Annotated in this window: 26 protein-coding genes and 1 tRNA gene; 19 read left to right on the top strand and 8 right to left on the bottom strand. The window is 64.7% G+C overall.

The genetic code is table 11. The features are described 5' to 3' along the window. Window positions 1-13 precede the first annotated feature (13 nt). The 5 genes from ACPTTC_RS13365 to ACPTTC_RS13345 all read right to left on the bottom strand — a co-directional run bounded on the left by ACPTTC_RS13365 (window position 14) and on the right by ACPTTC_RS13345 (window position 3,473). Window positions 14-952 (bottom strand): UDP-2,3-diacylglucosamine diphosphatase, encoded by a 939-nt coding sequence (locus ACPTTC_RS13365; protein ID WP_069248481.1) that lies wholly within the window; start codon window positions 950-952, stop codon window positions 14-16. Window positions 953-1,177: 225 nt separating this feature from the next. Next, window positions 1,178-1,684, bottom strand: a complete 507-nt coding sequence (locus ACPTTC_RS13360; RefSeq protein WP_423392746.1) for an RDD family protein — start codon at window positions 1,682-1,684, stop codon at window positions 1,178-1,180. A 6-nt stretch (window positions 1,685-1,690) separates the two neighbouring features. After that, window positions 1,691-2,449, bottom strand: a complete 759-nt coding sequence (locus ACPTTC_RS13355; RefSeq protein WP_423392745.1) for a DUF3106 domain-containing protein — start codon at window positions 2,447-2,449, stop codon at window positions 1,691-1,693. Window positions 2,450-2,475: 26 nt separating this feature from the next. Continuing rightward, a complete protein-coding gene (locus ACPTTC_RS13350) occupies window positions 2,476-2,913 on the bottom strand; it encodes a DUF3619 family protein (protein ID WP_423392744.1) in 438 nt (145 codons plus the stop codon). Further along, on the bottom strand, window positions 2,910-3,473 hold the full coding sequence (locus tag ACPTTC_RS13345) for an RNA polymerase sigma factor (protein WP_226198873.1): 564 nt from the start codon (window positions 3,471-3,473) through the stop codon (window positions 2,910-2,912). Before ACPTTC_RS13345 ends, ACPTTC_RS13350 begins: the two co-directional genes overlap by 4 nt. A 356-nt stretch (window positions 3,474-3,829) precedes the next feature. On the opposite strand from ACPTTC_RS13345, the gene ACPTTC_RS13340 reads away from it, so the two are divergent. From ACPTTC_RS13340 to ACPTTC_RS13315, 6 genes are all read left to right on the top strand, one after another. After that, window positions 3,830-5,593, top strand: a complete 1,764-nt coding sequence (locus tag ACPTTC_RS13340) for an acetolactate synthase 3 catalytic subunit (protein WP_423392743.1) — start codon at window positions 3,830-3,832, stop codon at window positions 5,591-5,593. A gap of 112 nt (window positions 5,594-5,705) precedes the next feature. Further along, window positions 5,706-6,197, top strand: coding sequence for an acetolactate synthase small subunit (gene ilvN, locus ACPTTC_RS13335; protein ID WP_011352712.1), 492 nt, complete (start codon window positions 5,706-5,708; stop codon window positions 6,195-6,197). Window positions 6,198-6,292: 95 nt separating this feature from the next. Continuing rightward, entirely contained in the window at window positions 6,293-7,309 is a 1,017-nt protein-coding gene (gene ilvC, locus ACPTTC_RS13330) for a ketol-acid reductoisomerase (RefSeq protein WP_423392742.1), read from the top strand. Between the two features lie 127 nt (window positions 7,310-7,436). Further along, entirely contained in the window at window positions 7,437-8,081 is a 645-nt protein-coding gene (locus ACPTTC_RS13325) for a phosphatidylserine decarboxylase (RefSeq protein ID WP_011352710.1), read from the top strand. Between the two features lie 15 nt (window positions 8,082-8,096). Beyond that, a complete protein-coding gene (gene pssA / locus ACPTTC_RS13320) occupies window positions 8,097-8,969 on the top strand; it encodes a CDP-diacylglycerol--serine O-phosphatidyltransferase (protein WP_069747452.1) in 873 nt (290 codons plus the stop codon). 315 nt (window positions 8,970-9,284) lie between these two features. Beyond that, window positions 9,285-10,829, top strand: a complete 1,545-nt coding sequence (locus ACPTTC_RS13315) for a 2-isopropylmalate synthase (protein ID WP_226198847.1) — start codon at window positions 9,285-9,287, stop codon at window positions 10,827-10,829. A gap of 71 nt (window positions 10,830-10,900) precedes the next feature. Here ACPTTC_RS13315 and ACPTTC_RS13310 read toward each other — a convergent pair whose 3' ends face one another. From ACPTTC_RS13310 to ACPTTC_RS13300, 3 genes are all read right to left on the bottom strand, one after another. Then, window positions 10,901-12,451 carry a SulP family inorganic anion transporter gene (locus tag ACPTTC_RS13310; RefSeq protein WP_423392741.1) on the bottom strand — a complete coding sequence of 517 codons (1,551 nt, stop codon included), beginning with the start codon at window positions 12,449-12,451 and terminating at the stop codon, window positions 10,901-10,903. Between the two features lie 36 nt (window positions 12,452-12,487). Next, entirely contained in the window at window positions 12,488-13,129 is a 642-nt protein-coding gene (locus ACPTTC_RS13305) for a carbonic anhydrase (RefSeq protein WP_423392740.1), read from the bottom strand. 382 nt (window positions 13,130-13,511) lie between these two features. Further along, window positions 13,512-14,024, bottom strand: coding sequence for a hypothetical protein (locus ACPTTC_RS13300; protein ID WP_174915878.1), 513 nt, complete (start codon window positions 14,022-14,024; stop codon window positions 13,512-13,514). Between the two features lie 169 nt (window positions 14,025-14,193). On the opposite strand from ACPTTC_RS13300, the gene ACPTTC_RS13295 reads away from it, so the two are divergent. The 13 genes from ACPTTC_RS13295 (at window position 14,194) to nuoF (ending at window position 25,891) form a co-directional block, all read left to right on the top strand. Next, window positions 14,194-15,453, top strand: a complete 1,260-nt coding sequence (locus ACPTTC_RS13295) for a branched-chain amino acid ABC transporter substrate-binding protein (RefSeq protein ID WP_423392739.1) — start codon at window positions 14,194-14,196, stop codon at window positions 15,451-15,453. A gap of 107 nt (window positions 15,454-15,560) precedes the next feature. Beyond that, entirely contained in the window at window positions 15,561-15,830 is a 270-nt protein-coding gene (rpsO, locus tag ACPTTC_RS13290) for a 30S ribosomal protein S15 (protein WP_006398792.1), read from the top strand. A 290-nt stretch (window positions 15,831-16,120) separates the two neighbouring features. After that, complete coding sequence (gene pnp / locus ACPTTC_RS13285) at window positions 16,121-18,268, top strand: polyribonucleotide nucleotidyltransferase (RefSeq protein WP_226198851.1); 2,148 nt, start codon at window positions 16,121-16,123, stop codon at window positions 18,266-18,268. A gap of 151 nt (window positions 18,269-18,419) precedes the next feature. Continuing rightward, window positions 18,420-19,439 carry an NAD(P)H-quinone oxidoreductase gene (locus tag ACPTTC_RS13280; protein WP_175951135.1) on the top strand — a complete coding sequence of 340 codons (1,020 nt, stop codon included), beginning with the start codon at window positions 18,420-18,422 and terminating at the stop codon, window positions 19,437-19,439. Window positions 19,440-19,580: 141 nt separating this feature from the next. Continuing rightward, the gene (tpiA, locus tag ACPTTC_RS13275) at window positions 19,581-20,336 is read left to right on the top strand and encodes a triose-phosphate isomerase (protein WP_152856377.1); all 756 of its coding nucleotides are present in this window, start codon (window positions 19,581-19,583) and stop codon (window positions 20,334-20,336) included. Between the two features lie 72 nt (window positions 20,337-20,408). Then, window positions 20,409-20,786: a preprotein translocase subunit SecG gene (secG, locus tag ACPTTC_RS13270; protein ID WP_011352700.1), complete on the top strand. Its 378-nt coding sequence runs from the start codon at window positions 20,409-20,411 to the stop codon at window positions 20,784-20,786. Between the two features lie 112 nt (window positions 20,787-20,898). Beyond that, window positions 20,899-20,983 (top strand) — tRNA-Leu (locus ACPTTC_RS13265). Window positions 20,984-21,137: 154 nt separating this feature from the next. Next, window positions 21,138-21,497, top strand: a complete 360-nt coding sequence (locus tag ACPTTC_RS13260; protein ID WP_006398798.1) for an NADH-quinone oxidoreductase subunit A — start codon at window positions 21,138-21,140, stop codon at window positions 21,495-21,497. Between the two features lie 62 nt (window positions 21,498-21,559). Further along, window positions 21,560-22,039 (top strand): NuoB/complex I 20 kDa subunit family protein, encoded by a 480-nt coding sequence (locus ACPTTC_RS13255; RefSeq protein WP_006398799.1) that lies wholly within the window; start codon window positions 21,560-21,562, stop codon window positions 22,037-22,039. Between the two features lie 21 nt (window positions 22,040-22,060). Next, on the top strand, window positions 22,061-22,663 hold the full coding sequence (locus ACPTTC_RS13250; protein ID WP_006478264.1) for an NADH-quinone oxidoreductase subunit C: 603 nt from the start codon (window positions 22,061-22,063) through the stop codon (window positions 22,661-22,663). Window positions 22,664-22,672: 9 nt separating this feature from the next. Then, window positions 22,673-23,926 carry an NADH-quinone oxidoreductase subunit D gene (locus ACPTTC_RS13245; protein ID WP_034184888.1) on the top strand — a complete coding sequence of 418 codons (1,254 nt, stop codon included), beginning with the start codon at window positions 22,673-22,675 and terminating at the stop codon, window positions 23,924-23,926. A 172-nt stretch (window positions 23,927-24,098) separates the two neighbouring features. Beyond that, on the top strand, window positions 24,099-24,584 hold the full coding sequence (gene nuoE / locus ACPTTC_RS13240) for an NADH-quinone oxidoreductase subunit NuoE (RefSeq protein WP_175951137.1): 486 nt from the start codon (window positions 24,099-24,101) through the stop codon (window positions 24,582-24,584). Further along, complete coding sequence (nuoF, locus tag ACPTTC_RS13235; protein ID WP_006478267.1) at window positions 24,581-25,891, top strand: NADH-quinone oxidoreductase subunit NuoF; 1,311 nt, start codon at window positions 24,581-24,583, stop codon at window positions 25,889-25,891. Before nuoE ends, nuoF begins: the two co-directional genes overlap by 4 nt. Window positions 25,892-25,916: the final 25 nt, after the last annotated feature.

Raw genomic sequence — 25,916 nt, 5'->3', positions numbered from 1 at the left:
TAAGTAGGGGATGTCAGGCAGTGGCCTTGGCCTTGCGCGACGTGGTCTCTGTCGGTGCGGTGCGCATCACCGTCCAGTAGACGATCTTCAGTTCGCCTTCCATCGTTTCGACGAGCGCGGACAGGCTTTCGACCCAGTCGCCGTCGTTGCAGTACAGCACGCCGTCGATGTCGCGGATCTCCGCCTTGTGGATGTGGCCGCACACGACGCCGTCGCAGCCGCGGCGGCGCGCCTCGTCGGTCATCACGGTCTCGAACTGCGAGATGAAGTTGACGGCGTTCTTGACCTGGTGCTTCAGGTACTGCGACAGCGACCAGTACTGGAAGCCGAGCCGGCTGCGGATCCGGTTGAACCAGCGGTTCAGCACGAGGATCAGCGTGTAGAGCGTGTCGCCGAGGTACGCGAGCCATTTCGCGTGCTGGATCACGCCGTCGAACAGGTCGCCGTGCACGATCCACAAACGTTTGCCCGCGAGCGTCGTGTGAAATGCCTCGCCGCGCACCTGGATGTCGCCGAACGCGAGGTCGCAGAACTGCCGCGCGCCTTCGTCGTGGTTGCCCGGGATGTAGACGACCTGCGTCCCCTTGCGTGCCTTGCGCAGGATCTTCTGCACGACGTCGTTGTGTGCCTGCGGCCAGTACCAGCCCTTCTTCAGCTGCCAGCCGTCGATGATGTCGCCGACGAGGTACAGGTACTCCGAATCGTTGTGGCGCAGGAAGTCGAGCAGGTACGGCGCCTGGCAACCGCTTGAGCCGAGGTGGATGTCGGACAGCCAGATGGTGCGGTAGCGGTGGGCAGACGAATCGGGATCGTCATGCTGCGTGGCGTGCCCGGCAGGCGGGTCTTGCGACACCAGCCCGTCGGTTGCGGCAGAACCGGACAGGAAAGCTGTGGCGGCGCGGGCGCCGATGGGGTGACGGAACAGTGAGGTCGCGGACGTTTTCTGGCCCATGCATGACTCGCGCCGGTTGACATTACCGGCATTCCGCCATGCGGGCGTGACTGTACCGTGACAGTCACGAGACGTTCTTATTACGACTGCCGCAGGGTGTTTAGCAGTGAATGACGGGGCGTTGTGCAATCTGCCGTACGGAACGGCCGACCGTTGTCCGGCAAGGCTGTCAGGCCAGGCGGGAGTCGCCTCGGCAAGGTGTTTTCGTCTGGCGAATGCGGCGTGTCAACGTGGCATCGCAACGACACGTGTGCGGGCGATCCGGTCGTGCGGAAACTGGCGGCCGGCATGCAGCTGCGCGGCGCCGGCCCACACGACGATCCATGCGGCAGTGAGCGCGAGCGTGACGGGGACCGACAGGCCGAGGAGCGGATGCAGCGCGAGCGGCGGCAGGAACCACAGCCAGCCAAGCGCATAGCGGATGAGCGCGTGACCCGCGCTCAGCGGCCGGCCGCTCGACGATTCGAGCCGCAGCCGCCAGGTCTTCATCGGCAGCGTCTGGCCGCCGTGGGTCCAGAACCAGACGAAGTACGCGCCGACCACGAGCGCGATCCAGGCGGCGAGCAGGTTGTGGTGGACGAGGCCGTTGCGTTGCTGCGTGGCGAGGCTGAACGCGAGTCCGGCGAAGAACACCACGCCGAACAGCAGCACACTTTCGTAGAGTAGCGCGGCGAGGCGCCGCCGCACGGACGGCGCGGCGGCTGGGGTTTCGGGTGCGCGGGCGTTCGCCACGGGCGCTCAGGAGCCCTTGAACAGCGAAGGTGCGTCGGCGGGCGACACCGGCGCCACGGCAGCCGGTGCGGATGCGGCGCCGGCCGTCGACGACGCGGGCACTGGCGGCGCGACGGCGGCCGAGACGGGCGCCGGTGCGGTGGCCGGGCCGCTTGCCGGGTGTTCGTGCGAATTGACGAGGCGGCGGACATCCCGGTCGGCAACGGTCGGCGGCGCACTGACGACGCTCGGCCGGCGGCGGCGCTCGGCGGCCGCGAGACGTTCTTTCTGCTCTTCGGGGAGTTGCTGGTACGCCTTCCACGCACGCTCGCGCGCCTGTGCGGAAAGCTCCTTCGCACTCTGGTAATTCTCGCGCGCGACGCGGCGCTGCTCGGGCGTCATCCGCGCCCATTCGGTCATCCGGTCCTGCAGGCGTTTTTGGTCATCGGGCGTCAACTTCGAGAAACGCGATGCGATCTTCAGCCATTTTCGCTTGCGGGCGTCGCTGAAGCCGTCCCACTGGTCGGCGAACGGCGCGAGTGCCGCGTGCTGTGCCGGCGTGAGGCGCGCCCACGACAGCGGGCCGGTAGCGGCCGGCAGTGGCAGGGGGAGCGGGGGGAGTTCGGTGGTCAGCCCGTTCGCGGCCGATGCGGGCGCGGCAGGGCTGCTGGCCGCAGCGGCGGTCGTCGCGGGGGCCGGGTGGAATCGTGGGTAAGTGGCGACGTAGGAAACGGCGATCGCGATTACGCATCCGAAAAATACGGCCAGGCCGCGCTTCTGACTCACCCGTGCGATCCCCTCGTTATTGTCTGTTAGTGAGCGCGCGACAGATACGCGTTGAACCCATGATCGAGATATGCGTTGAGCGGCAGGTCGTCGCTGAGCATCGCCGCGTCGATGTCGGCGAGTTCGGCGGTGCGCTGCATGTCTTCCCAGTAGGCGATGCCGACGAGCCCCGCGAGCAGCAGCGCCAGCGGCCACGCGCGCAGCAGGCGGCGCGCGAGCGACGCCTGCGGGCGGCTTGCGGGCGCCGTGCCGTACGCACCGGCCGCGCCGGCGAAGGCCGGCACGAATACCGGCACGAATACCGGCACGGTCGCGGCCTCGGGCTTCTTGCGCGCGAGCGCAGCCCGGCGGGCGACGGCCAGACGGTCGGTGGTCGCGGCAGGCAGGTCGGCCGCGCGCTCGTCCAGCGCGCGGCGCACCTTCAGCGCGAATTCGTATTCTCGATTTGCGGGAGCGGAGCTCATAGCGTGATTCCTTTGGCCTTGAGCGCGTGCGCCAGCGTGTGGGTGGCCCGTGAGCAGTGCGTCTTCACGCTGCCCTCGGAGCACCCCATTGCGGCGGCAGTCTCGGCGACATCCATATCTTCCCAATAACGCATCAGGAACGCTTCCCGTTGACGCGCCGGAAGCTTCTGGATTTCTTCGTCGATCAGGGCCAGAACCTGCTCTCGTTCGAGGCGGTGCTCGCTGCTCTCGACGCCCGCGTTGTCGTCCGCGGATTCGAGTGTTTCGAGCGGGTCGAAGTCGTCGTCGTCGGCGTTGTTCAGCGACGAGAAGAGCGTGACCCACGTGTTGCGGACTTTCTGCCGGCGGAACCAGTCGTGGATCGCGTTCTGCAGGATCCGCTGAAAAAGCAGCGGCAACTCGGCCGCCGGCCGGTCGCCGTACTTCTCCGCAAGCTTGATCATTGCGTCCTGCACGATGTCGAGCGACGCATCGTCGTCACGCACGGCGTACGCAGCCTGCTTGAACGCGCGCCTTTCGACGCCCGCCAGAAAGTCGGCGAGTTCCTTGTCTGATGCCATTCCGTGAAGGTATGCGCTGCGGGCCGCTGCGTGGTGTAAAAGGTCGAAAAAATTTCGTAAAACCCGCGGATGCTATCAAATTTTCGCGCCGCTTGGCACCGGGTTGGGCGCCGCACGTTGCGCGCGAGCCGCGGCGGCGGGGTGCCGGGCGGTGCCCATGATGCGCTGCGGGATATTTTGCTTGACGACCCATTCGCGACCCGCTATCGTCAATGATTCGCAACATGAAGTGATAGTCACATTTGAGGCTGGCCCAAGAAGCCTGCCCTTCAAACTGGACGCGCCGCTTGAACCCGAGCCACAAGCCCGGCAGAGAGCACCCGATCAATTTTTTGCCGAAAATTCGAAAGGTCAACATGAACATGCCCAGCGCGGAATTCTCCACGTCGGAACCCCTTTCCCCTCCCGATAGCGACTCCATCGGCGGTACCGTGCTCATGAAGGCACTGGCCGACGAAAACGTCGAATTCATCTGGGGCTACCCCGGCGGCTCGGTACTCTACATCTACGACGAGCTTTACAAGCAGGACAAGATTCAGCACGTGCTGGTGCGCCACGAACAGGCGGCCGTGCACGCAGCCGATGCGTATGCGCGTTCCACCGGCAAGGTCGGCGTCTGTCTCGTGACGTCGGGCCCCGGTGTCACCAACGCGGTGACCGGCATCGCCACGGCGTACATGGATTCGATCCCGATGGTCGTGATCAGCGGCCAGGTGCCCACGGCCGCGATCGGCCAAGATGCATTCCAGGAGTGCGACACCGTCGGCATCACGCGTCCGTGCGTGAAGCACAACTTCCTCGTGAAGGACGTGCGCGACCTCGCGGAAACCGTCAAGAAGGCGTTCTATATCGCCCGCACCGGCCGTCCGGGCCCGGTGCTGATCGACATCCCGAAGGACATCTCGAAGACGCCGTGCGAGTACGAGCCCGTCAAGAGCGTGTCGCTGCGTTCGTACAACCCGGTCACGAAGGGCCATTCGGGCCAGATCCGCAAGGCCGTGTCGCTGCTGCTGACGGCGAAGCGCCCGTACATCTACACGGGCGGCGGCATCATCCTCGCCGACGCGTCGCGCGAACTGAACCAGTTTGCGGACCTGCTCGGCTATCCGGTCACGAACACGCTGATGGGCCTCGGCGGCTATCGCGCGTCGGACAAGAAATTCCTCGGCATGCTCGGCATGCATGGCACTTACGAAGCGAACATGGCGATGCAGCACTGCGACGTGCTGATTGCGATCGGTGCCCGCTTCGACGACCGCGTGATCGGCGACCCGGCGCACTTCGCGTCGCGTCCGCGCAAGATCATCCACATCGATATCGACCCGTCGTCGATCTCGAAGCGTGTGAAGGTCGACATCCCGATCGTCGGCGACGTGAAGGAAGTGCTGAAGGAACTGATCGAGCAGCTGCAGACGGCCGAGCATGGCCCCGACACCGAGGCGCTCGCGCAATGGTGGAAGGACATCGAGGGCTGGCGCTCGAAGGACTGCCTGAAATACGACCGTGAAAGCGAGATCATCAAGCCGCAGTACGTGGTCGAGAAGGCGTGGGAGCTGACGGACGGCAATGCGTTCGTGTGCTCGGACGTCGGCCAGCACCAGATGTGGGCGGCGCAGTTCTACCGTTTCAACAAGCCGCGTCGCTGGATCAACTCCGGCGGCCTCGGCACGATGGGCTTCGGCCTGCCGGCAGCGATGGGCGTCAAGATGGCGCACCCGGACGACGACGTGCTGTGCATCACGGGCGAAGGCTCGATCCAGATGTGCATCCAGGAACTGTCGACCTGCCTGCAGTACGACACGCCCGTGAAGATCATTTCGCTGAACAACCGCTATCTCGGCATGGTTCGCCAGTGGCAGCAGATCGAATACAGCAAGCGCTATTCGCATTCGTACATGGATGCGCTGCCTGATTTCGTCAAGCTTGCCGAAGCGTACGGCCATGTCGGCATGCGGATCGAAAAGACCTCGGATGTGGAGCCGGCGCTGAAGGAAGCGCTGCGCCTGAAGGACCGCACCGTGTTTCTCGACTTCCAGACCGATCCGACCGAAAACGTCTGGCCGATGGTACAGGCCGGCAAGGGCATCACCGAGATGCTGCTCGGATCGGAAGATCTGTAACGGCGCGACGCGCGCCTGAGCCCGATGCGGCCGCCTTCACGAAGGGCGGTGCGGCACGCGGCAGCGCGCGGCGCGAGTGAATCGACACGGACACATTCTGGAAGAAGCGAACATGAGACACATCATTTCCGTCCTGCTGGAGAACGAACCGGGCGCGCTGTCGCGCGTGGTCGGTCTGTTTTCCGCACGCGGCTACAACATTGAAACCTTGACGGTGGCGCCGACCGAAGACCAATCGCTGTCGCGGCTCACCATCGTTTCCATTGGCTCCGACGACGTGATCGAACAGATCACGAAGCATCTGAACCGCCTGATCGAGGTGGTGAAAGTGGTGGACCTGACCGACGGTGCACACATCGAACGCGAGCTGATGCTGATCAAGGTACGTGCAGTGGGCAAGGAGCGCGAAGAAATGAAGCGGATGGCGGATATTTTCCGCGGCCGCATCATCGACGTGACCGAAAAGACCTACACGATCGAATTGACGGGCGCGAGCGACAAGCTCGACGCGTTCATCCAGGGGCTGGACGCGGGCGCGATCCTGGAGACCGTGCGCACCGGCAGCTCCGGCATCGGACGCGGCGAGCGCATCCTGAAGGTGTGATGCCAGGCAGGCACGCCGGGTGCGCCGTCAAGTCCCGGCCCGCAGTACTCCATCCGAACAAATTGTTGAATTTTTGAATTAGCGAAGGAACCATCATGAACGTTTTCTACGACAAAGACGCTGACCTCTCCCTCATCAAGGGCAAGCAAGTCACGATCATCGGCTACGGCTCGCAAGGCCATGCGCACGCGCTGAACCTGAAGGACAGCGGCGTCAACGTGACGGTCGGCCTGCGCAAGGGCGGCGCGTCGTGGAGCAAGGCCGAGAACGCCGGCCTGTCGGTCAAGGAAGTCGCGGAAGCGGTGAAGGGCGCCGACGTCGTGATGATGCTGCTGCCTGACGAGCAGATCGCCGACGTGTACGCGAAGGAAGTGCACGAGAACATCAAGCAGGGCGCGGCACTGGCATTTGCGCACGGCTTCAACGTCCACTACGGCGCGGTGATCCCGCGCGCCGACCTCGACGTGATCATGATCGCGCCGAAGGCGCCGGGCCACACGGTTCGCGGCACGTACTCGCAAGGTGGCGGCGTGCCGCACCTGATCGCGGTTGCGCAGAACAAGTCGGGCGCGGCACGCGACATCGCGCTGTCGTACGCGGCAGCGAACGGCGGCGGTCGTGCCGGCATCATCGAAACCAACTTCCGTGAAGAAACCGAAACCGACCTGTTCGGCGAGCAGGCCGTGCTGTGCGGCGGTACCGTCGAACTGATCAAGGCGGGTTTCGAGACGCTGGTCGAAGCAGGTTACGCGCCGGAAATGGCGTACTTCGAGTGCCTGCACGAACTGAAGCTGATCGTCGACCTGATCTACGAAGGCGGCATCGCGAACATGAACTACTCGATCTCGAACAACGCCGAGTACGGCGAGTACGTGACGGGCCCGCGCATCGTCACGGAAGAGACGAAGAAGGCGATGAAGCAGTGCCTGACCGACATCCAGACGGGCGAGTATGCGAAGAGCTTCATTCTCGAGAACAAGGCGGGCGCGCCGACGCTGCAGTCGCGCCGTCGCCTGACGGCCGAGCACCAGATCGAGCAAGTGGGTGCGAAGCTGCGCGCGATGATGCCGTGGATCGCGAAGAACAAGCTGGTCGACCAGTCGAAGAACTAAGCACCGCGTGCTGTTCCGGCCCCTCGAATAGAGGGCCGGTACCAAAAAGCCGCCCGAAGGCAGCAGTGCCCCGGGCGGCTTTTGCTATCCTACGGGCTTTGCAATTCACCGAACACAGAACGAATCCATGAACTATCCTCATCCGATCATCGCGCGCGAAGGCTGGCCGTTCATCGCGATTGCAGCCGTCATCGCGTTGTTGATCCATGCCGTCGGGGGCTTCGGCTTCGCGTGGCCGTTCTGGCTGCTGCTCGTCTTCGTCGTCCAGTTCTTCCGCGATCCGCAGCGCCCGATCCCGGCGCAGCCGAACGCGGTGCTGTGCCCGGCGGACGGCCGCATCGTCGCGGTCGAGACCGCGCAAGACCCGTACGCGAACCGCGAAGCGCTGAAGATCAGCGTGTTCATGAATGTCTTCAACGTCCATTCGCAACGTTCGCCGGTCGATGGCGCGATCTCCAAGGTCGAGTACTTCCCGGGCGCGTTCCTGAACGCGGCGATCGACAAGGCGTCGACCGAGAACGAGCGCAACGCGGTCGTGATCCAGACGGCGAGCGGCAAGACCGTCACCGCCGTGCAGATCGCCGGCCTCGTCGCACGCCGGATCCTCTGCTACGTGCGCGCCGGCGAGCCGCTGTCGCGCGGCCAGCGCTACGGCTTCATCCGCTTCGGTTCGCGCGTCGACGTGTACCTGCCGCTCGGCAGCCGCGCGAAGGTGTCGATCGGCGAGAAGGTCTACGCGTCGTCGACGATCCTCGCCGAGCTCGAACAGTAAGCGGCGGGGCGCACGATGGCCGCATTCAAACCACGCCGGCCGCGCAACGGCTCCGGCCAGACGCCACGCCCGTTCCGCCGCAACAAGGGGATGGCCGCCGATCCGGTACCCATCGAGAGCCGCCGCGCCGCGCGCCAGCGGTTCCTGAAGACGCGCGGCATCTACCTGCTGCCGAACGCGTTCACGACCGCCGCGCTGTTCTGCGGCTTCTTCGCGGTCGTGCAGGCGATGAACGTGCGTTTCGAGATCGCCGCGATCGCGATTTTCGTCGCGATGGTGCTCGACGGGATGGACGGGCGCGTCGCGCGCATGACGCATACGCAGAGTGCGTTCGGCGAGCAGTTCGACAGCCTGTCGGACATGGTGTCGTTCGGCGTCGCGCCCGCGCTCGTGATGTACGAGTGGGTGCTGAAGGATCTCGGCCGCTGGGGCTGGCTCGCCGCGTTCGTCTATTGCTCGGGCGCCGCGCTGCGGCTCGCGCGCTTCAATACGAACATCGGCGTCGTCGACAAGCGCTTCTTCCAGGGGCTGCCGAGTCCGGCCGCCGCCGCGCTGATCGCGGGCTTCGTGTGGCTCGCCACCGACAACCGCGTGCCGATGAAGCTCGGCTGGCTGCCGTGGGTCGCGTTCGTGCTGACGATCTACGCGGGCGTGACGATGGTGTCGAACGCGCCGTTCTACAGCGGCAAGGCGCTCGACGTGCGGCACCGCGTGCCGTTCGCGGCGATCCTGCTCGTCGTCGTCGCGTTCGTGCTCGTGTCGTCCGATCCGCCGCTGATGCTGTTCTGCCTGTTCGTGCTGTACGGGCTGTCGGGCTACGTGTTCTGGGCCTACATGGCTATCCGCGGGCGCGCGAATCCGGCCCGCTCGTCGCAGCGCGATCACTGACGCGCGCTTTTTTGCCCGGAAACGGCGGCCTGGGGCCGCCGTTTTCTTTTGCCCCTTTTTCGAACCGGGCCGCTGGAAGCCCCGGGTGCCGTCCGATTGCGCACCTAACGGAATGCCGCTATAGTCATCGGCATGACTGCATTTTCCCGCCTCTCCCTCCTTCTAGCCGGTGCGCCGCTACGCGCGCTAGCTTCGGCGCGCCTGCCGCGCTGACCGTTCTCGCCCCCCGTCAAGCCTCGTCTGTTGTTGAGCGTCGCCAGCGGTGGCGCGATCTCGTTACGTTTGACTTCCGTATAAAGAGCCCTGGAGCCCCCCATGACAGACAAGCTGATCATTTTCGATACGACGTTGCGTGACGGCGAGCAATCGCCCGGTGCGTCGATGACGAAGGAAGAGAAAATCCGCATTGCGAAGCACCTCGAGCGGATGAAGGTCGACGTGATCGAGGCCGGTTTCGCGGCCAGCTCGAACGGCGATTTCGACGCGATCCACACGATCGCCGGTCTCGTGAAGGACAGCACCATCTGCTCGCTGGCCCGGGCCAACGACAAGGATATCCAGCGCGCGGCCGACGCACTGAAGCCGGCCGAGAGCTTCCGGATCCACACGTTCATCGCGACGTCGCCGCTGCACATGGAAAAGAAGCTGCGGATGACGCCCGACCAGGTGTTCGAGCAGGCGCGCCTCGCGGTGCGTTTCGCGCGCAAGTTCACCGACAACGTCGAGTTTTCGCCGGAAGACGGCAGCCGCTCCGACCTGGACTTCCTGTGTCGCGTACTGGAAGCCGTGATTGCCGAAGGTGCGACGACGATCAACATCGCCGACACGGTCGGCTACGGCGTACCGGAGCTGTACGGCAACCTCGTGAAGACGCTGCGCGAACGCATTCCGAATTCGGACAAGGCGATCTTCTCGGTGCACTGCCACAACGACCTCGGGATGGCCGTCGCGAACTCGCTCGCCGGCGTGAAGATCGGCGGCGCGCGTCAGATCGAGTGCACGATCAACGGTCTCGGCGAGCGCGCGGGCAATACGTCGCTCGAGGAAATCGTGATGGCCGTGAAGACCCGCAAGGACTACTTCGGCCTCGACGTCGGCATCGACACGACACAGATCGTGCCGACGTCGAAGCTCGTGTCGCAGATTACCGGTTTCGTCGTGCAGCCGAACAAGGCGGTGGTTGGCGCGAACGCGTTCGCGCACGCATCGGGCATCCACCAGGACGGCGTGCTGAAGGCGCGCGACACCTACGAGATCATGCGCGCGGAAGACGTGGGCTGGACCGCGAACAAGATCGTGCTCGGTAAGCTGTCGGGCCGCAACGCGTTCAAGCAGCGCCTGCAGGAGCTTGGCGTGTCGCTCGACAGCGAGAGCGAACTGAATGCCGCGTTCATGCGCTTCAAGGATCTGGCCGACCGCAAGGCCGAGATCTTCGACGAAGACATCATCGCGATCGTGTCCGAGGAATCGGCGCTCGCGCACGAGCAGGAGCACTTCAAATTCGTGTCGCTGTCGCAGCACTCGGAAACGGGCGAGCAGCCGCACGCGAAGGTCGTGTTCGGGGTCGAAGGCAAGGAAGTGACCGGCGAGGCGCGCGGCAACGGTCCGGTCGACGCGACGTTCAACGCGATCGAGGGCGAAGTCGGCAGCGGCTCCGAGCTGCTGCTGTACTCGGTGAACGCGATCACGACCGGCACGCAGGCGCAGGGCGAAGTGACGGTCCGTCTGTCGAAGAGCGGGCGGATCGTCAACGGCGTCGGCACCGATCCGGACATCGTCGCCGCATCCGCGAAGGCGTACATCTCCGCACTGAACAAGCTGCATTCGAAGGATGACAAGGTCAATCCGCAGCGCTCATAATCGCAGCGCGCTGCGCATCACCGAAACGCCCCGTGCGGCCCTGCGCCGCCGGGGCGTTTTTCATTCGTCGCTCATTCGGCGGCCGGCGCGCGGAACAGCCAGCGGCGCGTGGCCGTGCGCGGCGCCGGGCTGCGCCGCCGGAACTCGACCGTGATGCCGCGTCGCGGCGCATCGGCGACGAACGCGTCGAGCAGTTCGAGCACGTCGTGGTCGATGTAGTCGGCGCGCGTCGCGTCGATGATCACCGCGGCCCGGTCGGGAATGTGCCGCAGGTGGTGCTTGACCTGGACCTTGCCGAGAAACGACACGTCCTTGCGGAACGACAGCAGGAAGTGGTCGTCGTGCTGCGCGAGCGTGACGGGGCTCTTCAGGTTCGCGGCGGCGACCGCCAGCACGCTGCAGGCAAGGCCGAGCGCGATGCCGAACAGCAGGTCGACCGCGAGCACGCCGGCAATCGTCGCGGCGAACGGGACGAACGCGGCCGGGCCCTGTTTCATTACCGAACGGAACAGCGCCGGTTTCGCGAGCTTGAAGCCGGTGTGGATCAGGATCGCGGCCAGGCTCGCGAGCGGGATCAGGTTGATCAGGCCGGTGAGCGCGAACACGCTCGCGAGCAGCAGCATCCCGTGCACGATTGCCGACATCCGGCTTTGCGCGCCCGCATTGACGTTCACCGAGCTGCGCACGATCACCGATGTGATCGGCAGCCCGCCGACCACACCCGCGACGAGATTGCCGACGCCCTGGGCCTTGAGCTCGCGGTCGGGCTGGGTCGGCCGGCGCTTCGGATCGATCTGCTCGACTGCTTCGAGGCTCAGCAGCGTCTCCAGGCTTGCGACGACCGCAAGCGTGATCGCGACGCGCCACACGTCCGGATTGACGAGCTGCGCGAAGTTCGGGCCGAGCTCCGCATGCTTGAGCGACGCCGCGAAGGCCGCGAACGACCCGAGCTCGGGCAGCGTCACGCGATGGGCGGCGCCCGGCGCAACCGACGGTGCGACGACGCTCAGCGCGAGCGTGGCGCCGATACCCAGCACGACCACGGCGAGCGGGGCCGGCACCGAGCGCACCAGTACGAAGCGGCGCAGCGCGGGCGTGTCCCATGCGACCAGCAGTGCGAGCGACGCGAGCGCGATGGCCGTCGCGGCCCACGCGACCGGCAGGCCCGGCCAATTCGCAAACGATTGCGCGGCGGAGCCGCCGATACCGAATGCGAACGGAATCTGCTTCAGGATCAGCAGGAGCCCGATCGCCGCGAGCATGCCCTTGATGACGGGCGACGGCACATAGGCGGCGAAACGGCCGGCGCGCAGCATGCCGAACCCGAACTGCAGTACGCCGGACAGCAGGACCGCGAGCAGGAACGCGGAAAAGCTGCCGAGTTGCGCGATCCCTTCGACGACGATCACGACGAGGCCGGCGGCTGGCCCGCTGACGGACAGCGACGAGCCGCTCAGCAGCGCGACGACGATGCCGCCGACGATGCCGGACACGAGCCCGGCGAACGGCTCGACGCCGGAAGCATTGGCGATGCCGAGACAGAGCGGCAGCGCGACGAGGAAAACGACGACGCCGGCGACGATGTCGCGCGGCAGGGTGGACAGGCGCTCGTTCAGTTTCATGGTTGGGGCGATTTCATTGGCTTGGGGCGGGGTAGGTCAACCGAGCGCGCCGGCCGTCGCGGCCTGCACGGATTCGACGTCGACGGCCGGTGTGGTGTAGCCGGAATCGAGTTCCTGCAGGCGGCCGTCGGCGAGGGAAAAAATCCAGCCGTGCACGAGCGGCGGCCGTTCGCGGCCATGCACGATCGGGGACGCGCGCAGCAGCCGCACCTGTTCGAGCACGTTGAGTTCTGCGAGGCGGTCTGCGGCGGCCGTGTCGTCGAGCCCGTCCAGCGCGTCGCGATGGCGCCGCGCGAGCGCGCACAGCGGCGCGATGCGGCGTGCGACGTGCGGCAGGTCGGCTGGTGGCGGCAGCAGCGATGCGCGTACGCCGCCGCATCCGTAGTGCCCGCACACGATCACGTGGTCGACCTTCAACACGCGCACCGCGTATTCGAGCACGCTGGCGGAATTGTCGTCGTCGGGATGGAACAGGTTCGCGATGTTGCGATGGACGAACAGCTCGCCGGGCGCGCAGTGCGTGATGGTTTCGGCCGGCACGCGGCTGTCGGCGCAGCCGATCCATAGCACGCGCGGGTTCTGGCCGCGCGCGAGCGCGTCGAAGAAGCCGGGCGTGTATTCACGCGTTTCGCGGGCCCAGGCGATGTTGGCAACCAGCATGCTCTTGGGGCGATTCATGAGGACTCCTTTTTGATAAAGGCAAACGGATATCGGCAGAAATGACGCAATGATATTCTTTCTAAATTGAAAGGTTTGGTTTTGACTGATATTAGGGGTATGCCCTAGTGCTTCGGGTGGGTTGAAACAATTTGTTTCAAATTGATTGGGCGTAGTGCATTGCGTGCACCAATTCTCCGCATGACATGCCCCGCGCGTGCCTGTTTTCGCGCAAAGGCCCGCATGACGGGGATGTCAGCGTGGTGCCATCGGAATGTCATCGATCGGAAAAGATTTCCGCCGAATTTTCCGAATTAATAGAGAGACGGGAAAAAGGAAATGGCCATTCACGCAATGATTCGTGAATGGCCACGGTGAAAATTGCGCGTAAATGCGTAATCGGTCAGAACAGGTTGCGGCGGTCGGGGTCGTGCAGCGGGTCGGGCGTTTTCTGCGTGATACGCAGGATGCCCTGCGGATCGAAGTAGAAGCTGTACATCATGTACCAGACGTTGTCCTCGAGATACCGGTAGGTCCACACCTCGCGCTTCATCAGCGGGAAGTAGGACGTCTCGACGGGGCGTCCGAAGTTGACGAGGACGTCGGTCTTCGTCCATTTGCCGATCTCTGCGCGATAGAACTCGTTCGGCTGCAGGACCTGGCGCACGTTGACGATCTTGTGGGCCGCGTCGACGTCGGCCGCGATGGTGATTTCTCCCATCGGCTGGGTCGGCCACATCAGGCGCTTGCCGCCACCGGGCAGGTCGTAGATCTCGCGCGGCGGGCCCATGCGTGCGACGATCGCCGACTCGTCCTGGCCGGCCTGGTATTGCTGCCACGGTTGCGCGCAACCGGCCAGCAGCGCGGCGGCGCTGGCGAGCAGCACCGGCAGGCGCGCGGAAATGCGAATGCGCATGGGGATTCTCCAGAACACGGAAACAAGTCCCGTTTTATCACGGACGGCGCGCGACCGCGCATCGCGCGAAAAAATTCGGTGCGGATCGCCGGGCGTGCCGCGCTTGCGGGCGGCGGGGGCGACGGCCTATGATCCGCGCTTCTCGGGCAGATTGAAGGGCAGGTGGCCGATGCAGGGATGGAAGCGATGTGCGCTCGCGTTGAGCGCGGGGTGGATGCTGGCGTCGTCCGCGTTTGCCGGCGGCGAGCCGGTGCGGATCGCGCTGATCGAAGGGATGTCGGGCCCGTTCGCGAATGCGGGCGCGGCGGTCGAGCGCAACCTGCGCTTCGGCGTCGAGCAGGTCAACGCGGCGGGCGGCGTGAAGCTGCGCGACGGCGCGCATCCGCTCGAACTCGTCGTACTCGACAGCAAGGGCAGCCCCGAGGAAGCACTCGTGCAGTTGCGCGCGGCCGCGGACCGCCATATCGGGTTCGTCACGCAGGGCAATAGCTCGGCCGTCGCAGCCGCGCTGGTCGCGGCGCTCGACAAGCTGAACGCGCGCGATCCGGACAGCCGGACGCTGTTTCTCAACTATTCGGCCGACGATCCGGCGCTGACCGGGGCGCGCTGCAGTTTCTGGCATTTCCGCTTCGATGCGCACGCGGGCATGCGGATGGCCGCGCTCGCGGACGTGATGGCGCGCGACCGCGCGCTCCGCAAGGTCTACCTGCTGAATCAGGATTACAGTTTCGGCCACGACGTCAGCGCGCTCGCGCGGCAGGCGCTGGCCGCGCGGCGCCCGGACGTGGCGATCGCCGGCAACGAATTCCACCCGATCGGGCGAATCAAGGATTTCTCGCCGTACATCGCGAAGATCCGCGCGAGCGGCGCCGACGCCGTCGTGACCGGGAACTGGGGCAACGACCTCACGCTGCTCGTGAAGGCGGCGCGCGAGCAGGGGCTGAATGCGAAGTTCTATACCTTCTACGGCAACAGCCTGGGCGCGCCGGCCGCACTCGGCGATGCCGGTGTCGGGCGGGTCGTGGCCGTGGCGGACTGGCACCCGAACGCGGGCGGCGCGAAATCCGACGCGTTCTACCGCGCGTTCCGGAACCGTTTTCCGGCCGCCCAGGACGACTACCCGGTACGACGGATGAGCCTGATGATCGAGATGCTGGCCGCCGCGATGAACCGCGCGGGTTCGGCCGACCCCGTCGCGGTCGCGCGCGCGCTGGAGGGCCTGTCGTTCGACGACGGCTTCCACGCGTCGCGGATGCGGGCGCAGGATCATCAATTGATCCAGCCCCTTTACGTGATGGAGATGGACAAGGTCGGCACGCCGGGCGTGCGCTTCGACAACGAGGGTTCGGGCTACGGCTTCCGGACGGTGCTTGCGGTGCCGGCGCAGCGCACGGAGATGCCGTCCGCCTGCTCGATGACGCGCCCGTGACAGGAGACGGTAAGAACGGCGCGGAGTTGTGCTACAATGCGCGCCGGTTGTAAGTCACGGCACGGCCATTCTTCCGTGTCCGCCTGTTCAGTTAGAAAGGAAATCACATGTCTGTTGCAGATATCAAGAAGTCGGAAGTTGTTGCTCAGTTCGCCCGCGGTACCAACGACACGGGGTCGCCCGAAGTCCAGGTCGCACTGCTGACCGCACGTATCGTCGAACTGACGGGTCACTTCAAGACCCACGCGAAGGATCACCACAGCCGCCGCGGCCTGCTGCGCATGGTGAGCCGCCGCCGCAAGCTGCTCGACTACCTCAAGGGCAAGGATGCCGACCGTTACCGCGCACTGATCGAGAAGCTGGGTCTGCGTAAGTAATCGAGGCGATTGCCGCCAGCAAGATGCCTGTGTCAGTCCGCTGATACAGGCATTTTGTTTTTGCGCGGTGCGTAGCGTCACGCGCACCGCAGGCTGTCCGGCACGTAGGTGCGGGGCCGCCGCAACGACCGATACCGGGGCAGGATTTGTGTCATTCCAGCGCGTCGCTGCACGAGCGCCGCGCTGGAATGGCATAAAAAACACACCTTGCTCCGGGTGATTCGGTCGGGACGCCGCCGCGCGGGATGGCCGGCGCGGCGAATGAAATGCATGAATTCAAAGGAGCAACCATGTCCATGTTCAACAAGGTCGTGAAGGAATTCCAGTGGGGCCAGCACAAGGTGCGCCTCGAAACCGGTGAAGTCGCTCGCCAGGCAAGTGGTGCCGTGATCGTCGACGTCGAAGACACCGTCGTGCTGGCAACCGTCGTCGGCGCGAAGTCGGCGAAGCCGGGTCAGGATTTCTTCCCGCTGACCGTCGACTACCTCGAGAAGACGTACTCGGCCGGCAAGATCCCGGGCGGCTTCTTCCGTCGCGAAGGCCGTCCGTCGGAGCACGAGACGCTGACGTCGCGCCTGATCGACCGTCCGCTGCGCCCGCTGTTCCCGGAAGGCTTCTACAACGAAGTCCAGGTCGTGATCCACGTGCTGTCCGTGAATCCGGAAATCCCGGCGGACATCCCCGCGCTGATCGGCGCATCGGCTGCGCTCGCCGTGTCGGGTCTGCCGTTCAACGGCCCGGTCGGCGCCGCACGCGTTGCCTACATCGACAATGCATACGTGCTGAACCCGACGCGTGACCAGATCAAGGCATCGAGCCTCGACCTCGTCGTCGCGGGTACGGAACGTGCCGTGCTGATGGTCGAATCGGAAGCCGATCAACTGTCGGAAGACGTGATGCTGGGTGCCGTGGTGTTCGGCCACGAGCAAATGCAGGTCGCGATCGACGCGATCCACGAACTGGTGCGCGAAGGCGGCAAGCCCGAGTGGGATTGGCAGCCGGCACCGAAGAACGAAGCGCTGATCGCGCGCGTGACCGAGCTGGCACAGAACGACCTGCTCGCTGCTTACCAGCTCCGCGACAAGCAGGCACGCTCGGCGAAGCTGAAGGAAGTCTACGCAGCAACCTCGGCGAAGCTCGAGGAAGACGCGCAGGCGGCCGGTACGGTCGCGGCAGACAAGGCAACCGTCGGCAACGTGCTGTTCGACATCGAAGCCAAGATCGTCCGTTCGCAGATCCTGAACGGCGAGCCGCGCATCGACGGCCGCGACACGCGCACCGTGCGCCCGATCGAAATCCGCACCGGCGTGCTGCCGCGTACCCACGGCTCGGCGCTGTTCACGCGCGGCGAGACGCAGGCGCTGGTCGTCGCGACGCTCGGCACGAAGGGCGACGAGCAGATCATCGATGCGCTCGAAGGCGAGTACCGCGAGCGTTTCATGCTCCACTACAACATGCCCCCGTTCGCGACCGGCGAAACGGGCCGCGTCGGCTCGCCGAAGCGCCGCGAAATCGGCCACGGCCGCCTCGCGAAGCGTGCGCTGGTCAAGTGCCTGCCGAGCGCCGATGAATTCGGCTACTCGATCCGCGTCGTGTCGGAAATCACCGAATCGAACGGTTCGTCGTCGATGGCATCGGTGTGCGGCGGCTGTCTCGCGCTGATGGACGCCGGCGTGCCGATGAAGGCGCACGTCGCGGGTATCGCGATGGGCCTGATCCTCGAAGGCAACAAGTTCGCGGTGCTGACCGATATCCTCGGCGACGAAGATCACCTCGGCGACATGGACTTCAAGGTGGCCGGCACGGAGCAAGGCGTGACGGCGCTGCAGATGGACATCAAGATCCAGGGCATCACGAAGGAAATCATGCAGGTCGCGCTCGCACAGGCGAAGGAAGGCCGCATGCACATCCTCGGCAAGATGACGCAAGCCGTTTCCGGCGCGAACACGCAACTGTCGGAATTCGCTCCGCGCATGATCACGATCAAGATCAACCCGGAAAAGATCCGCGACGTGATCGGCAAGGGCGGTTCGGTGATCCGTGCGCTGACGGAAGAAACCGGCACGACCATCGACATCTCCGACGACGGCGTCGTGACGATCGCAAGCACGAACAGCGACGGCATGGCCGAAGCGAAGAAGCGTATCGAGAACATCACGGCCGAAATCGAAGTCGGCCAGGTGTACGAAGGCACGGTTCTGAAGCTGCTCGATTTCGGCGCGATCGTGAACCTGCTGCCGGGCAAGGATGGTCTGCTGCACATCTCGGAAATCGTCAACGAGCGTGTGAAGGACATCAATGACTACCTGAAGGAAGGCCAGCAAGTGAAGGTCAAGGTCATCCAGACGGACGAAAAGGGTCGCGTGCGTCTGTCGGCGAAGGCGCTGCTGAATGAAGCAGCGGCGGCGCCGCAGTCGGACACGCCGCCGCAGCAGTAAGCGGGCAGGCGGATCAACGGCCGGCAGTGCGAAAGCGTGCCGGCCGTTTTTTCTGTAGCATCGTTGTGCGGCGCAGCAGCGCCGGCCGGGCGCCCGTGCCGCGTGCGGGCGCGTCATCCGATTCCGACCTGATCCTGGAGCGACCACCACCATGAAAGCCATCGAAATCACCGAATTCGGTGCCCCCGACGTGCTGAAGCTTGCGGAGCGTTCGCGCCCCGAACCGAAGCGCGGCGAAGTGCTGATCAAGGTGGCGGCTTCCGGTGTGAACCGGCCCGACGTGTTCCAGCGCAAGGGCGCGTATGCGCCGCCGCCGGGTGCGTCGGATCTGCCGGGCCTCGAGGTCGCGGGCGAGATCGTCGGCGGCGATCTGTCGGACGCCGCGCTGAATCCGTTCGGCCTGAAGCTCGGCGATCGCGTGTGCGCGTTGCTCGCGGGCGGCGGCTATGCCGAGTATGCGGTCGCGCCGCTGCCGCAATGCCTGCCGGTGCCCGGCGGGCTCACCGATATCGAGGCCGCGTCGCTGCCCGAAACGTTTTTCACGGTGTGGAGCAACGTGTTCGATCGCGCGCAGCTCGGCGCGGGAGAGGGGGGCGAGCAGGAAACGCTGCTCGTGCAGGGCGGCTCGAGCGGCATCGGCGTGACGGCAATCCAGATCGCGCATGCGCTCGGTTTTCGCGTGTTCGCGACGGCCGGCACCGCCGACAAATGCCGCGCGTGCGAGGCGCTCGGCGCCGAACGCGCGATCAACTACAAGACCGAAGACTTCGTCGAGGTCGTGAAGTCGCTGACGCACGATCGCGGCGTCGACGTGATCCTCGACATGGTGGCGGGCTCGTACGTGCCGCGCGAACTGTCCGCGCTCGCGGATGGCGGCCGTCTCGTGCTGATCGCGCTGCTCGGCGGCGCGAAGGCCGATGTCAACCTGGGCGAGATCCTGCGTCGCCGGCTGACGATCACGGGTTCGACGCTGCGCCCGCGTCCGGTCGAGTTCAAGGCGCAGATCGCCGCGCAACTGAAGGCACGCGTGTGGCCGCTACTTGCCGACGGCCGCATCAAGCCGGTGATCTATCGCGTATTGCCGGCTGCGGACGCCGCGCAGGCGCACGCGCTGATGGAAAGCAGCGAGCACACCGGCAAGATCGTGCTCGATTGGGGTACGAACGCCTGACGGCCCGTGCGGCCGGGCTTGACATGCGCGGTTTGACCGGTTCAAGCCGCGCGCAGTAAAATCGCCGGTTTGCTTCGCCAGATCAAACCTGACGGCCGGATTCCGGTGCGTTAATGACCAAGCGGTGACGAGACAGACACGATGTCGAAACAGAGAACTAAGCGTGTGATCGGCAACTGGAAGATGCACGGCCGGCTGGCCGGCAACCAGGCGTTGCTGAACGAAGTGGTGCAGGGCGCGGGCGCGGTGGCGGCCGAAACGTCGGTTGGCGTGTGCGTGCCGTTCCCGTATCTCGCGCAGGTTCAGGCGCAACTCGACGGCGGCCGTGTCGCGTGGGGTGCGCAGGACGTGTCGGCGCACGAGCAGGGCGCGTTCACCGGTGAAGTAGCGGCCGCGATGGTCGCGGAGTTCGGCGCACGCTATGCGATCGTCGGTCACTCGGAGCGCCGGGCGTATCACGGCGAACGCAACGAGACGGTCGCGGCGAAGGCGCAGCGCGCGCTCGCAGCCGGGCTCACGCCTGTCGTGTGCGTTGGCGAGACGCTCGACGAGCGCGAGTCGGGTGCGACCGAGCAGGTGGTCGGTGCGCAGCTCGACGCGGTGCTGGCCGTGCTGACGGCCGATGAAGCTGCACGGATCGTCGTCGCGTACGAGCCAGTCTGGGCGATCGGCACGGGCAAGAGCGCGACGTCGGCGCAGGCACAGGACGTGCACGCGTTCCTGCGCGCGCGTCTCGCGGCAAAGGGCGCGGCGGACGTGTCCGTGCTGTACGGCGGCAGCGTGAAGCCGGACAACGCGGAAGAGCTGTTTGCGCAGCCGGACATCGACGGTGGCCTGATCGGCGGCGCGTCGCTGAAGGCGGAAGATTTCCTGGCGATCTGCCGGGCCGCGCGTTGAGCGGTCTGCGATCGAATTGAACCATGACGGCGGCCGGTCGGTCCGGTCGCCTGATCCATTCGGGTGGGTGTGATGCTGTTATTCAAGACGCTGATTATTGTGGTGCAGGTGCTGTCAGCACTCGGTGTGATTGGTCTCGTGCTGTTGCAGCACGGCAAGGGTGCGGACATGGGTGCCGCGTTCGGCAGCGGCGCGTCGGGCAGCCTGTTCGGCGCAACGGGCTCGGCGAACTTCCTGTCGCGTACGACGGGCATTCTTGCGACGATCTTCTTCGTCGCGACGCTCGCGCTGACGTACCTCGGTTCGTACAAGTCGACGCCGTCGGCGGGCGTGCTGGGTGGGGTCGCGACCGCACCGGCATCCGCGCCTGCAGCATCGGCGCCGGCCGTTGCGGCATCCGCTGCCGCGGGTTCGGCTGCAAGCGCGCCGGGCCAGGACGTCCCGAAATAAAAAGTTAAAATTTTTGCGGTTGTGCGTTGAACAATTCTGGAAGTCAGGTTAGAATTTAATTCTTGAAGCGATTCGCGGGAAACAAGTAGTTACAACCCCGGTTGCATGCAGTGCCGACGTGGTGAAATTGGTAGACACGCTATCTTGAGGGGGTAGTGGCGAAAGCTGTGCGAGTTCGAGTCTCGCCGTCGGCACCAAAGTTACTCAATGCCAGCCGCTTCTAGTGGCTGGCATTTTTCATTTCTGGGGTGTGCTTGCGGTTGTCTTGCGATCGCATGCACTCCGAAATGATTCCTTCCGCCGGATGGTGGTATTCTCCGGACGCTCAGAACCAACCGATAGAGGATTGCCTTGAACCTCGCAGCCTATTACCCCGTCTTGTTGTTCCTCCTCGTGGGCACTGGTTTAGGTATAGCGCTGGTCAGCATCGGCAAGCTCCTGGGTCCCAACAAGCCGGACGTCGAGAAGAATGCACCGTACGAGTGCGGCTTCGAGGCCTTTGAAGACGCCCGGATGAAATTCGACGTCCGGTACTACCTCGTCGCTATCCTGTTCATCATCTTCGATCTCGAAACCGCATTCCTGTTTCCGTGGGGCGTCGCGCTCCGGGATATCGGCTGGCCGGGTTTCATCGCAATGATGATTTTTCTGCTCGAATTCCTGCTGGGCTTTGCCTATATCTGGAAGAAAGGCGGCCTCGACTGGGAGTGATGGGTTAATCGCCGGTTTGCATGGGCGGCCACGCTCGGTCGCTCGTCTGGAGTGGAAAGCAAATGAGTATCGAAGGGGTCTTGAAGGAAGGGTTTGTCACCACGACGGCTGACAAGCTGATCAACTGGACGCGTACCGGCTCGCTGTGGCCGATGACGTTCGGGCTCGCGTGTTGCGCCGTCGAAATGATGCATGCGGGCGCGGCCCGTTACGACCTGGACCGGTTCGGCGTCGTGTTCCGCCCGAGCCCGCGTCAGTCGGACGTGATGATCGTCGCTGGCACGCTCTGCAACAAGATGGCGCCCGCGCTGCGCCGCGTGTACGACCAGATGGCCGAGCCGCGCTGGGTGATCTCGATGGGATCGTGCGCGAACGGCGGTGGCTACTACCATTACTCGTACTCGGTGGTCCGTGGCTGCGACCGGATCGTGCCGGTCGACGTCTACGTGCCGGGCTGTCCGCCCACGGCCGAGGCGTTGGTCTACGGCGTGATCCAGCTTCAGGCGAAGATCCGCCGCACCAATACCATCGCCCGTCAATAAAGCCCCGAGCGTCCCCTCAATATGGCAAGCAAAATCGAGACTCTCAAGGCAAACCTCGAAGCCGCGCTCGGCGCGCGCGTGGTGAGCCTCACCGAAGCGATCGGTGAACTGACGCTCGTCGTGAAGGCGAGCGATTACCTCGAAGTCGCAAAGACACTGCGCGACGATCCGAAGCTCCGTTTCGAGCAGCTGATCGACCTGTGCGGCGTCGACTACCAGACCTTCGGCGACGGCGCTTACGACGGCCCGCGTTTCGCGGCCGTGTCGCACCTGCTGTCGGTTACGAACAACTGGCGCCTGCGCCTGCGCGCATTCGCGCCGGACGACGACCTGCCGATCGTGGCATCGCTGGTCGACATCTGGACCTCCGCGAACTGGTACGAGCGCGAAGCGTTCGACCTGTACGGCATCGTGTTCGAAGGCCACCCCGACCTGCGCCGCATCCTCACCGACTACGGCTTCATCGGCCACCCGTTCCGCAAGGACTTCCCGGTGTCGGGCTATGTCGAAATGCGTTACGACCCGGAAGAGAAGCGGGTCGTGTACCAGCCGGTGACGATCGAGCCGCGCGAAATCACGCCGCGCGTGATCCGCGAGGATCGCTATGGCGGTCTGAAACATTAAGGGGGCGTCATGGCAGAAATCAAGAACTACACGCTCAACTTCGGCCCGCAGCACCCGGCAGCGCACGGCGTGCTGCGCCTCGTGCTCGAGCTCGACGGCGAAGTCATCCAGCGTGCCGATCCGCACATCGGCCTGCTGCACCGCGCGACCGAAAAGCTTGCGGAATCCAAGACGTTCATCCAGTCCGTGCCGTACATGGACCGTCTCGACTACGTGTCGATGATGGTCAACGAGCACGGCTACGTGCTCGCGATCGAAAAGCTGCTCGGCATCGACGTGCCGGAGCGTGCGCAGTACATCCGCGTGCTGTTCGACGAAATCACGCGTGTGCTGAATCACCTGATGTGGATCGGTGCGCACGCGCTCGACGTCGGCGCGATGGCCGTGTTCCTGTACGCATTCCGCGAACGCGAAGACCTGATGGACGTGTACGAAGCGGTGTCCGGCGCCCGGATGCACGCGGCGTACTACCGTCCGGGCGGCGTCTACCGCGACCTGCCTGACGCAATGCCGCAATACAAGGCGTCGAAGATTCGCAACGAGAAGGCGCTCGCGAAGATGAACGAAGCGCGCAGCGGCTCGGTGCTCGACTTCATCGACGACTTCTTCACGCGCTTCCCGAAGTGCGTCGACGAATACGAAACGCTGCTCACCGACAACCGGATCTGGAAACAGCGTCTGGTCGGGATCGGCGTTGTCAGCCCGGAACGTGCGCTGCAGATGGGCCTGACGGGCCCGATGCTGCGCGGCTCGGGCATCGCCTGGGACCTGCGCAAGAAGCAACCGTACGAAGTGTACGATCGCATGGATTTCGACGTGCCGGTCGGCGTGAACGGCGATTGCTACGACCGCTATCTGGTGCGCGTCGAAGAAATGCGCCAGTCGATCCGCATCGCGAAACAGTGTATTGAGTGGCTCCGCAAGAATCCGGGCCCGGTGATGACGGACAATCACAAGGTTGCACCGCCGTCGCGCGTTGGCATGAAGACCAACATGGAAGACTTGATTCACCACTTCAAGCTCTTCACCGAAGGTTTCCATGTGCCGGAAGGCGAAGCGTACGCGGCGGTCGAGCATCCGAAGGGTGAGTTCGGCATCTACCTCGTGTCGGATGGTGCGAACAAGCCGTATCGCCTCAAGATTCGCGCACCGGGTTTCGCTCACCTGGCGTCGCTCGACGAAATGGCGCGCGGTCACATGATCGCCGACGCCGTCACGATCATCGGTACGCAGGACATCGTGTTCGGCGAAATCGATCGCTAATGGTTGCGCTGCCCGCGCGAGCGGGCGGCGAGCAGTAAGTCACACGCGATGCGCGCTGAACCGGCGCGGCTTCGCAAGCTGTCAACAGAGTGAGCGCCAGGTCTGCCGTCCATGCACCCCAGTGTGCGGCAGGTTGTTCGTTCGGTAGGAATTGAAAGAGTCGTGTCTGAAAATGATCTCAGCTGAAGGCCTGAAGGAAATCGATCGAGCGTTGACGAAGTATCCCGCCGATCAGAAACAGTCCGCCGTGATGTCGGCGTTGGCCGTTGCTCAGGAAGAGCACGGCTGGCTGTCGCCCGAACTGATGCAGTTCGTTGCGGACTATCTCGGCATGCCGGCCGTTGCCGTGCAGGAAGTCGCGACGTTCTACACGATGTACGAGCTCAACCCGGTCGGCAAGCACAAGATCACGCTCTGCACGAACCTGCCGTGCCAGCTGGGTCCGGACGGTGGCGCTGAAGCGACTGCCGACTACCTGAAACAGAAGCTGGGCATCGGCTTCGGCGAGACCACGCCCGACGGCAAGTTCACGCTGAAGGAAGGCGAATGCATGGGCTCGTGCGGCGATGCACCGGTGCTGCTGGTGAACAATCACAGAATGTGCAGCTTCATGAGCCGCGACAAGATCGACCAGCTGCTTGAGGAGCTCTCGAAATGACGTCCCTCCACGACCGTCACATCAAACCGCTGATCCTCGCTGGTCTGAACGGCGAGAACTGGCATCTCGAAGATTACGTCGCGCGCGGCGGCTACAAGCAGCTGCGCCGCATTCTCGAAGAAAAGATTCCGCCCGAGCAGGTGATCGCCGACGTCAAGGCGTCGGGCCTGCGTGGCCGTGGCGGTGCAGGCTTCCCGACCGGCCTGAAGTGGAGCTTCATGCCGCGCCAGTTCCCGGGGCAGAAGTATCTCGTCTGCAACTCGGACGAAGGCGAGCCGGGCACGTTCAAGGATCGCGACATCCTGCGCTGGAACCCGCACGCACTGATCGAAGGCATGGCCATCGGCGCGTACGCGATGGGCATCACCGTCGGCTACAACTACATCCACGGCGAAATCTTCGAAGTGTATCGACGCTTCGAAGCCGCGCTCGATGAGGCGCGCGCTGCCGGGTTCCTCGGCGACAACATCATGGGCTCGGAATTCTCGTTCCAGCTGCACGCGCACCACGGTTACGGCGCGTACATCTGCGGCGAGGAAACGGCACTGCTCGAGTCGCTCGAAGGCAAGAAGGGCCAGCCGCGCTTCAAGCCGCCGTTCCCGGCGAGCTTCGGCGTGTACGGCAAGCCCACCACGATCAACAACACCGAGACGTTCGCGGCGGTGCCGTTCCTGCTGTCCATCGGGCCGCAGAATTACCTCGAGATCGGCAAGCCGAACAACGGCGGCACGAAGATTTTCTCGGTGTCGGGCGACGTCGAGCGTCCGGGCAACTATGAAGTGCCGCTCGGCACGCCGTTCGCGACGCTGATGGAGCTTGCCGGCGGGATGCGCGGCGGCAAGAAGATCAAGGCCGTGATTCCGGGCGGTTCGTCGGCGCCGGTGATCCCGGGCGACATCATGATGCAGACGGATCTCGACTACGATTCGATCGCGAAGGCGGGCTCGATGCTCGGTTCCGGCGCGGTGATCGTGATGGACGAGACGCGCTGCATGGTGCGCTCGCTGCTGCGCCTGTCGTACTTCTACTACGAGGAATCGTGCGGCCAGTGCACGCCGTGCCGTGAAGGCACCGGCTGGCTGTATCGCGTCGTGAACCGTATCGAGCACGGCGAAGGCCGCCAGGAAGATCTGGACCTGCTGAACTCGGTTGCCGAGAACATCATGGGCCGCACGATCTGTGCACTCGGCGATGCGGCGGCGATGCCGGTACGCGGGATGCTCAAGCACTACTGGGACGAATTCGCGTACCACGTCGAGCACAAGCACTGCATGGTCGGCGGCCACGCGCACGCGGCGGCAGCCTGAAGCGAACCCGGTTGCGGAATTTGAG

Origin of the sequence: Burkholderia mycopellens (assembly GCF_964265025.1) — a bacterium.
Classification (GTDB): domain Bacteria; phylum Pseudomonadota; class Gammaproteobacteria; order Burkholderiales; family Burkholderiaceae; genus Burkholderia.
Note: the sequence above shows the minus strand (reverse complement) of the source record. Positions and strands in the feature narration are given on the sequence as shown.